Origin of the sequence: Candidatus Methanoperedens nitratireducens (assembly GCF_900196725.1) — an archaeon.
GTDB classification, from domain to species: domain Archaea; phylum Halobacteriota; class Methanosarcinia; order Methanosarcinales; family Methanoperedenaceae; genus Methanoperedens; species Methanoperedens nitroreducens_A.
The window spans coordinates 1-9,971 of the sequence record NZ_FZMP01000184.1; the positions used below are offsets into that span (position 1 = coordinate 1).

Below are 9,971 nucleotides of genomic sequence, written 5' to 3' on the forward strand. Positions count from 1 at the left end.
TGGAAGTATTGAATCATTGTAATGTTAATCTGGAATCTTTATACTAGCTATAAAAATTACTTAGATTTAATTCTTAACGGTTTCAGATATTTTCCAACTTTTAAACCCACCATAAATTCATCGATCATAAAAATCCACACCCTGTTTTTTAAGACACATTCAAGTTTTGTCAAACTTAACTTTTTAACAAACGATTTTTGACAGCCTATCCAAGCAAACGCAGACTTGACAGAACCTCCAATCGTCACTCTTATATAGAACCTCAAACATTGTTTTGCGAAAATTCAGAGCCCGGCAGTTATATAATCCACTGAAATTTATATAACCCGCCGGGAACCAGAACAATCATAAACCGGAGGATATATTCATGTCAGCACAACTTGGCGGACAGCCGATCATAATTTTAAAAGAAGGCACGGAGAGAAGGCGGGGACATGAAGCCCGCAGCAACAACATCATGGCGGCAAAAGCAGTTGCAGCCGCAGTAAGGACTACTCTTGGACCAAAGGGCATGGACAAGATGCTCGTGAACGGCGGGGATATCACGATCACGAACGACGGAGTTACCATTCTCAAAGAGATGGACATCGAGCATCCTGCCGCGAAAATGCTTGTCGAGGTGGCAAAGACCCAGGACGACGAAGTGGGGGATGGCACCACGACAGCGGCAGTGCTTACCGGGGAATTGCTTGAGCGCGCCGAGGAGCTTCTGGAGCAGGACGTGCATCCCACGATCATCGCTACAGGCTACAGAATGGCCGCTGAAAAGTCAATTGAGCTGTTAGCTGATATCACGCATACCATTACAGAGGACGATGATGCCGCTCTCCTGAACATCGCGAAGACGGCGATGACCGGGAAAGGTGCGGAGGGTTCAAAGGACAAACTTGCTGATATCGTAGTTGGAGCCATCAGGTCTATCGTGGATGAAGAAGACGGGAAAAAAATAGTGGATATCAATAACATAAAGACAGAGAAAAAGGTCGGCAGGAGCGTTGAAGATAGCGAGCTTATCAAAGGCATAGTCCTTGATAAGAACAAGGTGCATCACCACATGCCCGACAAGGTCAAAGACGCAAAAATAGCTCTTATCACCAGACCGATCGAGTTCAGCAAGATGGAACTTGAGGCCGAGATTAAGATTTCGACACCCGGAGAGCTTGTTAATTACCTTGATCAGGAAGAGCAGATAGTGCAGGACATCGTGGACCGGATAGCAGCTTCGGGAGCGAACGTCGTGCTCTGCCAGCTTGGTATTGATGATATTGGCCAGCACTTCCTGGCAAAAGCAGGCATTTTTGCGGTTGAGCGCGTTGAGAAAAAAGATATCGAGAAAGTAGCAATGGCCGTAGGAGCCACCCTTATCACCAGCGTTGATGACTTTGATGCTTCATATATAGGGAGCGCAGGGCTTGTCGAAACAAGGGGACACGGCGAAGATAAGATGCTTTACATCACAGAATGCAGCAATCCGAAGGCTGTATCGATCCTTATCCACGGCGGGACCGAGCATGTGGTGGACAGTATCGAGAGGGCGCTTGAAGATGCCTTAAGGGTTGTCGGCGTGGCGATCGAGGATGAGAAACTCGTCGCAGGCGCAGGCTCACCAGAGGTCGAGCTTGCATTGAGATTGAACGAGTACGCTTCTACTCTGAAAGGAAGAGAGCAGCTGGCTGTGACAAAGTTCGCCCAGGCGCTTGAAGTCATCCCGAAGACGCTTGCAGAGAACGCAGGTCTTGATTCCATCGATATGCTTGTAGAGCTTCGAAGCCAGCATGAGAGAGGACAGAAGGATAGCGGGCTGAACGTATTCACCGGCGAGGCGGAAAATATGTGGGATAACGGTGTTATCGAACCCCTTCGTGTGAAGACGCAGGCGATAAATTCGGCAACGGAAGCAGCAATTATGATACTCAGGATAGACGATGTGCTTGCCGCGACAGGCGGCACCGGGGATGGCGGAGCCTGTGGCGGAGGTTCCTGCGGCGGCATGGGTGGAATGGGAGGCATGGGAGGCATGCCCCCAGGCATGATGATGTAGGAATACTTTCTCCCTGCTTGCAGAGCGTATTAATAACGCCGCAGCGTTCATTGGATTGGAACGATAATCGCTTATCGTTCTCAATCCCCGTCCCCCCTTTTTATTGGCTTTTGGAGAATAGAGATAACTTACTGCATCTTAGACCCCGGTATTGAAAAATGGAACACGTTATTTTAAATGCTATTATACTGGCGCTGGCAACCTCAAGTTCAGGGCAATCCCAAAAAAACTTATAAAATTTTAACAAAAAAATCGAAAAACGGATTCGAGCTCGGGCGGGAACTCTCGTTCCATAGTTCTACCGCACCCGGTTTTACCCGAGTTTGGCATTTCTATATCCATCCAAACCTATGGGGCTTCCATAAGTTCAGATAATGATCAACCCGATTTGCTCTCCAATTAAAACATGGCGTTAATGGGACTTAAAAATTTTGGTAATCAGGTCTGATAACTATCAATGTCCTGTTTAAATTTCCAATCAAAACTAATTACAGAATACAATTATTTACAGATGAAAAGATTTATCATCCTTTAAATTATATTGAAATGTCAGGAGACTGATAAATGGAAAAGGAGCTTGCCAGGATCGGCGTTTCTCTTCCGGAGAACCTGCTTGAAGAATTCGATGAAATAATCACAAAAAGAGGTTATTCTTCACGCTCCGAAGGGATCAGGGATGCAATAAGGAGCTATATCCGTTACTACGCCTGGATGAGCGAAGTCGAGGGCGAAAGGGTGGGTACTATCTCTATGGTCTATGATCATAACCAGAGAGGGCTTGTCAATTCACTTCTCGATATCGAGCATGAGTTCTCTTCAATAATACGTTCTTCCCTCCATGTGCATATAAGTCATGATATATGCATGGAAGTACTGCTTGTAAGGGGAGAAGGCAGGGATGTCAAAAGCCTTACGGAGAAGATAATGACGCTCCGGGGAGTAAAACACGTGAAGCTGACAACGATCATCCCCGAAGAGGAAATTTAGCACTGCTACCATTTTATCATGTTATATATCACAACATTGTGGTGAGCCAGTTCATGGAGTATGCTTATTACCTCATCCTTGGGGATCGCAATGAATTTCCTTGATATCCTGATCACATCTTCCACTTCTACCTTCCCGTAATAGCTTAACATTTTGACAACCCTCATGATGGTATTCTTCTGCCTCTCATGCTCCCGTGTCTGGTATGTGCGTATAGCCCGGAGGAAATCTATCTTCCGGAACTCAGGCCAGAACGGGGCGCAGAAATACGCTGCACACTCATTCCCGTTCGCCTGCCATGGAAGGAAATTGGAGATACGTTCATCTCCGCCTGTTCGGATGATAAGATCAACACAGGGCACAGAACCGCTTGACGGATACAGGTTGCGTGAGATTGTCTCTTCATTGATGTCCCTTAAAGACAGCTTGCCGTTCTTTATCTTCAGTGCCAGGGCGCGTGTCGTGTCCACAAGCTCCTGCCTGCCTCCGTAAGCAAGCGCAACATTGAGATACACGCCATTGTAGTGTTTTGTTACATCTTCGGCATGTTTAGCAGCCGTTCGCAGTGAGCTCGGCAGATGGTCTGTGCTCCCGATTACCCTGACTCTCATGCGGCGCTGGTGGGTGCGCTTGTCACTGCATATTTCATCGAATTTGATGCCGATAAGCTCAAAAAGCTGGTTCTTTTCTTCTTCTGACCGTGTGAAATTCTCGGTTGAAAATGCATACACAGTGAGCTGACGGATGCCCAGGTCAAAGCTCCAGTCAAGCACCCTTTCAGTGGTATCCGCCCCCTTGAAATGACCGTAATACTTTGCAAGCCCGTATTTTTGTGCAAAGCGCCTGTTACCGTCCATTATTATAGCAACATGAGACGGGACCGGCTTATCCTTTATTTCATTGGTTAGCAAAGCCTCATAACCACCATATAATAGATTTCCCACAAAGTTCAAGCCTGTATACCTCACCCATTTATTGTCAGGTTAGTATTAAAATTTACCTGAAATCTCCAAGCATGCGCTGTTCCTCTGGTTTTTCTACAATTATATTCGTTCCTATCTGTTTAAGGACTTTGGTAGCGACTTTTGTACCGATTATCTTTGCAATTTCTTTCTGGTCTGCTGCGCGGAGAGCTTCCATGTCCCTGAATCCTGCATTATAGAGTTTGCGGGCACGCACCCTGCCGATGCCTCTTATCTGGATGAGATCAAGAAGCTCAGGGCTTGCTCCGTATTCAACACGTTTCTCAAGTTCCCTCGCCCTGTGCGCGCATCCTCTTCCTAGATATGTACCAAGTTCAGCCATTGAATGGACAAGCCAGAGCGTGGTTTCCGAAAGAGCCCGGACGTCGCCTTCACCGATGCCGTATTTCTTGACAATGTCCTCTTCTTTTATCTCGTTTATCCAATCAAGCATGACGCAGGCGGTCTTGACCTCTGACAGGAACCATTCATAATCGACTTTGAACTGCTCGGGTATATGGACAAATTCCATATGATGCTCCATTACAAGGTCACTTAGTCGTTCGTAATCGTTTGAACGCAGGTATAGCTTTCGCATATCAGGCGTCATGCTGACAAGATGAAGGAGGGTTAGTTCGGTGTATTGAATATGTTCCTTTTCCATTTTTTCCATGCCTTCAATAATGGTTGAAGCTGATAGCGGGTCTATATATAAATGTGAGACAAGTTCCCCGAGTTTTGTGGCTCCTAAAAGCCCTGCCTTTTCTTTTATCATCTCTTTGTCAACCAGGAAACCGATTACTTTTTCAATTACCGCCTTCAGGCTCCACGGCGTCTGCTGGCATGAATAAAATGTGGCGCCCATGAATTCCAGCAGTTCTTCCATGCTCCTTGCAAAACCTGTCGCTATTGTTGAAAGGATATGCGTGCGCAGGGCGTTCTCGCTGCTCAGCTTTGACCAGATTCTCTCAACGTCCGCAAGAATATACTGCTTCATGAGCGCCTCTAATTCATCGTATGTCTTCGCGATAAGGACCGATTCACCGTATGGGTCAAGGCGCGGGCGCCCTGCTCTCCCTGCCATCTGCTTATACTCAAGCACCGGAATAGGCGTCATCCCGAAGTTGGCATCGTACCGGCGGTAGCCTTTGATCACGACGCGGCGAGCCGGGAGATTTAGACCTGCGGCAAGGGTCGGGGTTGCAGCGATGACTTTAATAATGCCTGTGCGGAACCCGTCCTCGATGAGCTTGCGCTGCTCCGAGATGAGACCTGCGTGATGGAACGCGCTTCCGTTCTCGATGCACAGGGCAAGCTTCCTTGTAGTATCCACTTCGCTTGTCTCGCGTACTTCTGCTGCGATGGTTTTGAGTTTTTCTTTCGTCTCCTGCGAAAGCAGCTCCGATATCGCAGTCCCGATGCGCGACGCCATGCCCTCTGAGTTCTTTCGGCTGCTCTCAAAAACCAGGCACTGTCCGCCTTCTATTAGAGTATCGCAGACAAGGGAGATGGCGCTGTCCCTGAATTTTTCTTTGACTTCCCTCTGGCTGCCGGCAAAATTTATAGCGTTCCCGAAAAATACGCCTTCCTTCAATTCGATGGGGCGCCAGTCACTAACCACAAGTTCGGCATTCAGCCATTTTGCGATCTCGTTCGCGTTTCCTATGGTGGCTGAGAGCGCGACCATCTGCAGCTTCGGGTTCATTCGCATCATTTTGGCGAGCACGATTTCAAGCGTGGGCCCGCGGTCAGGCGAATCAATGAGGTGGATCTCGTCTGCGATTACGACTGTTATTTCCTCCATCCAGTAGGCTTTATTGCGCAGCAGCGAGTCCACTTTTTCGGATGTAGCGACGATAATATCTAAATTCCGAAGCCACGCGTCCTGAGAATCGAAATCACCTGTCGCAATGCCTGTTAACACCCCTCCGCCGCTGCTTTTCTTGATAGCCTCAAAACTTTTGAACCTGTCGTACTTTTCCGAGGCGAGCGCGCGCAGGGGAACTATGTAGAGGGCTTTTCCCCCACCGTTCAATATCGATTTCAGCATGGCGAACTCCGCAAGAAGTGTTTTGCCTGAGGCTGTTGGGATCGCTGCGACGATATTCTTGCCTTCGAGGAGACCGGCTTCGATTGCGGCTGATTGTGGGGGGTAGAGGTCGGTGACGCCTGTATCATGATAATATTGAATAACGCCTTCTGGAAGGTCAAGTTCCTGGATTTTCATTTCAGTGCTAAAAGGAGGAAGGGATTAAAAAGTGTTTCTCAGACTTTGTAAAAATAACTTTAAGATAAAATTCGTTTGATAACGTATGATATATAATACGATTATATGATGTATCATACGATCGGACAGCATTTGTATTTCTTATCCTTTGCGCGAAGAGTATTAGTAGCTAAATCCGTACCATCTCGCAAACCCTTCGTTAGCAGATATTGAATAACTCATAAGAATAAAAGTAGAAAAGTATATTTAATTAAAAAATATACTAGTATACTAGTATGACAACCACAATCAAAGTCTCCGACGAAACAAAGCAGCGCCTGGACATGATACAGGCAAAAATAACCCTTGCGCGCCGCAAGAAAGTAACGCTTATGGAGCTTATCGATACCATGACGCAAATCGCGCTGCGTCATGAGGATGAGCTGCTGCAAATCGAAAAACCGCAGCGTGCTGAGAAAAATCCTGACGCGCCGATTGGCAGGCGGGGGAGGGGCGGCGCGGGTAAAGCGGATGATTACGTTTATGAAGAATAGACAAGAGAGAACTCACCGCAAAGAACGCCAAGAGCGCAAAGCGTAGAGACAATATTATTTGCAAGTGCGCGTGTCACTTCTTCCCCATCACTTCCCTCATCATCTTTATCGAGCAAAGCTCCCCGCACATGCTGCATGTATCTGCGTTCTTGCTCCTTGCATGTATCGCCTTCGCCTTCTCGCTGTCGAGAGCTTGCTCGAACTGCTTCTTCCAGTCAAGGTCTTTGCGCGCCAGCGCCATCTCGCGGTCTTTGGCGCGCGCTTTTTCACGTACGCCTTCTTTCGTCAAATCTGCTGCATGGGCTGCTATCCGCGTTACTATCGTGCCTTCCTTTATGTCTTCCACATTGGGAAGAGCAAGATGCTCGGAAGGCGTGGTCATGCACAGGAAATCCGCGCCGTGCATTCCTGCGACAGCGCCGCCCATCGCTGCTGTGATATGGTCGTAGCCGGGCGCGATATCTGTAACAAGCGGCCCAAGAAGGTAAAGCGGCGCATCATCGGTGAGATGTTTCATTGCTGATACGGAAAGCCCGATCTCGTCAATAGGCACATGCCCCGGACCTTCAACAAGCGTCTGAACTCCTGCCGCGCGTGCCCTTTTTACAAGCTCTCCCAGGATTATGAACTCCTCGAATTTCGCCCTGTCAGAAGCATCGTGGATACAGCCGGGACGCATGCCGTCACCCAGGCTTATGGTCAAATCGTACTCCCTTGCCATCTCAAGCAGGTAATCATACTCCGCATAGAACGGGTTCTCCTCGTAATTCTGGTTCATCCAGGAGATCGTGAATGCTCCCCCGCGGCTCACGACATCCAGTATCCTGTCGCTGCTTTTCAGGCGCTTGAAGGATTCATGCGTCACGCCTGCGTGGATAGTGACAAAATCTATGCCATCATCAGCGTGTTTTCTTACGGCGTTGAACATATCGTCAGATGTCATTTTCCCGATACCATTGCTCGCTGCCTGGTAGATGGGCACGGAACCCACAGGCACATCTACAGCTTCTATGACTCGTTTGCGTATCAGGTCAAGATCGCCACCCGTGGAGAGATCCATTATAGTGTCTGCGCCGTATCTTTGCGCCGTCAGGGCCTTTTCGACCTCAGCTTCAATATCAACATAATCCCTTGAAGTACCCACGTTGGCATTGATCTTTGTCTGCATCAATTTGCCAATACCCATTGGCTGTGACTTGCTTTTGACATTCTTAGGGATGACAAGATGCCCTTTTGCAAGCAGCTTTCTTACACCCTCAACATCTACCCCCTCTTTTGCCGCCGCACGTCTCATTTCTTCTGTCACAACGCCGGCGTGTGCTTCTTCCATTAATGTGGTCATTTCTTCCTCGAACCGAACATTTTAGCCATCAGGCCTATCCCGCGCTTTGTTTTTTGTTTCTTCTGTGCCGGTTTTTCAATTTCTTCAGGATGTTTTTCCGGATGTTCTTCGGGAGGCTCTTGCGGAGACTCCTTTTTTTTCTCCGGGCGTTCCCTGCCCTGTTTTGATGCCTGTACCTGCAGTATTTTACTCAAAATAGAATCCGAGGGTAAAGCCTGCGTCGTTTGTTCTTTACCCCGGGCAGGCAAAGGCTCAGTTTTATTCTCAGCTACCGGCTTGCCATCAGCAATAGGTGTTTTCACGATCGGAACACTGGCCCCGCCGTGCCTGCTCTTTCTAACCCTGATATCCACAAGCACGGGGCGCTCGATATAATTGCTCACTATCATCGCCACACCCGGGGAAAGGCTCTTGATATCATCCTCTACACCTGAGCTTATGCCTTCAAGCCCTTTACTGATAGCTTTTAAATCATTCGGGTTCGTCACTTTCATTATTATCTGGGTATTGCACTGCGAAAGGATATTCTTATCCACACGCGCCGGGCGCTGCGAGACGACCAGGAGCCCAAGACCGAACTTCCTGCCCTCAGAGGCGATCGTGCGCAGGATATCGCTGCACACCGCCCCACCGAATCCTTTCTCGGGACAGAAATTGTGTGCCTCCTCAAGCACAAGCATGCATGGGGACACTGTGTTGAGCTTGCGCGCCTCGAACAGGTCGCTGCACAGCTTCGCAACTATCATCCCCTGGAGGTCGGGATTCACGCCTTTCATATCGATTATCGAGGCCCTGCCTTCCTGTACGAGTTCATTGATGGAAGTGTGTTTATCAGATAATATCCCCGTCTCCCGTAAAGCCTCAAGCTTGCTTATAACGTTCCATTTGATTTTACTCTTGTTCTGCCCAACCTCGAAGATTATATCGTCAATAGTATAGGTCTGCTTTTCCACTTTGAGTTTTGAGACCGCCTCGAACAGTATGCCTGTCTGGTTCTGCGACTGGTCTTCAGCGAAGAATTGCATAAAATCTTTTATACCAAGGTTTATTCCGTTTAACCTGAAAAGAGTGTCTGCGCCAGGGTTGAGTACCTTATTTGCAGGTGTATATACTGTTACCTGCGTAGCATAGCCTTTTGGCGATATTCCGTACCGCTCAAAAGATGAGGGCTTGTCCTCGTTCGGGAATTTCAGGGTGGCATATTCCCCGTGCGGGTCAATTATCAGGAGCGGGACGTTCTTGTCAAGAAGCTCCTCCAGTATCACGCCACTGGTATAGGATTTTCCCGCACCTGTCTTTGCCAGGATGCTGCAATGCTTCTGGACCAGGTTGTTGGCATCGAGATTGACATGGACATTCTGACCTTCAAGAAGACCGATGTAAACATCCCCCCGCATCAAGCCAAGTGTCTGTCTTATGAGCAGTTCATCAGCTTTAAAGACCTTATCCCCGGGGCTGAACGGGGATTTCGGCACCCGCATGGTCCCTTCCTTGTCCCTTGAACCTATCACGGTCGCCTGCGCTATAATCCGTTCATCCATCTCGCCTACTTTGGATGAACCTTCAGCCACATCGACTGCTTCTTTTATTGAGAAATCCTCGCTTGAGCGGGTGATAGAAGAGACCTGCCCCAGGGTCCAGCCATCCGATTCGTGCCAGACTTTTATGTAATCTGACTTTTTTATTGCCGTGCTGTCGGAGACGGCAAACATGAAATTTAGAGATTCGGTTTTTCCGAATATAACGCCGATTGAGTCCTTCACCATTGTATCTCTCAGGATTATTCCATTGATTATTATACTTTCTCTATAACCATTACTCCAGTTAATGAGGATTTGATTAACCTTCCCGGTGGTTACCAATTCATAGGTTCTCGATT

7 protein-coding genes are annotated in these 9,971 nt (G+C 48.1%); 3 read left to right on the forward strand and 4 right to left on the reverse strand.

What is annotated here, in order from left to right; genetic code table 11:
- Positions 1–367: 367 nt before the first annotated feature.
- Complete coding sequence (gene thsA, locus MNV_RS11995; protein WP_096206200.1) at positions 368–2,041, forward strand: thermosome subunit alpha; 1,674 nt, start codon at positions 368–370, stop codon at positions 2,039–2,041.
- Between the two features lie 564 nt (positions 2,042–2,605).
- Positions 2,606–3,028, forward strand: coding sequence for a nickel-responsive transcriptional regulator NikR (nikR, locus tag MNV_RS12000; protein ID WP_096206201.1), 423 nt, complete (start codon positions 2,606–2,608; stop codon positions 3,026–3,028).
- Between the two features lie 5 nt (positions 3,029–3,033).
- On the opposite strand, the gene uppS is transcribed toward nikR, so the two are convergent.
- Both uppS and MNV_RS12010 read right to left on the reverse strand, forming a co-directional pair.
- On the reverse strand, positions 3,034–3,939 hold the full coding sequence (uppS, locus tag MNV_RS12005; protein ID WP_257000049.1) for a polyprenyl diphosphate synthase: 906 nt from the start codon (positions 3,937–3,939) through the stop codon (positions 3,034–3,036).
- An 85-nt stretch (positions 3,940–4,024) separates the two neighbouring features.
- Positions 4,025–6,217, reverse strand: coding sequence for an ATP-dependent DNA helicase (locus tag MNV_RS12010; protein WP_096206202.1), 2,193 nt, complete (start codon positions 6,215–6,217; stop codon positions 4,025–4,027).
- 275 nt (positions 6,218–6,492) lie between these two features.
- Here MNV_RS12010 and MNV_RS12015 point away from each other — a divergent pair, with 275 nt between their 5' ends.
- Positions 6,493–6,750, forward strand: a complete 258-nt coding sequence (locus tag MNV_RS12015; RefSeq protein ID WP_096206203.1) for a hypothetical protein — start codon at positions 6,493–6,495, stop codon at positions 6,748–6,750.
- A gap of 73 nt (positions 6,751–6,823) precedes the next feature.
- Here MNV_RS12015 and thiC read toward each other — a convergent pair whose 3' ends face one another.
- Both thiC and MNV_RS12025 read right to left on the reverse strand, forming a co-directional pair.
- Positions 6,824–8,092 carry a phosphomethylpyrimidine synthase ThiC gene (thiC, locus tag MNV_RS12020; protein WP_096206204.1) on the reverse strand — a complete coding sequence of 423 codons (1,269 nt, stop codon included), beginning with the start codon at positions 8,090–8,092 and terminating at the stop codon, positions 6,824–6,826.
- A partial coding sequence (locus MNV_RS12025; protein ID WP_257000050.1) for an ATP-binding protein occupies positions 8,089–9,971 on the reverse strand: 1,883 nt, incomplete at its 5' end. The genes MNV_RS12025 and thiC, both read right to left, overlap by 4 nt.

Bases quoted from the DNA above. Each gene is read 5' to 3' on its own strand.
- thsA (WP_096206200.1), top strand. From the start codon at position 368: ATGTCAGCACAACTTGGCGGACAGCCGATCATAATTTTAAAAGAAGGC.
- nikR (WP_096206201.1), top strand. From the start codon at position 2,606: ATGGAAAAGGAGCTTGCCAGGATCGGCGTTTCTCTTCCGGAGAACCTG.
- MNV_RS12010 (WP_096206202.1), bottom strand. From the start codon at position 6,217: ATGAAAATCCAGGAACTTGACCTTCCAGAAGGCGTTATTCAATATTAT.
- MNV_RS12015 (WP_096206203.1), top strand. From the start codon at position 6,493: ATGACAACCACAATCAAAGTCTCCGACGAAACAAAGCAGCGCCTGGAC.
- thiC (WP_096206204.1), bottom strand. From the start codon at position 8,092: ATGACCACATTAATGGAAGAAGCACACGCCGGCGTTGTGACAGAAGAA.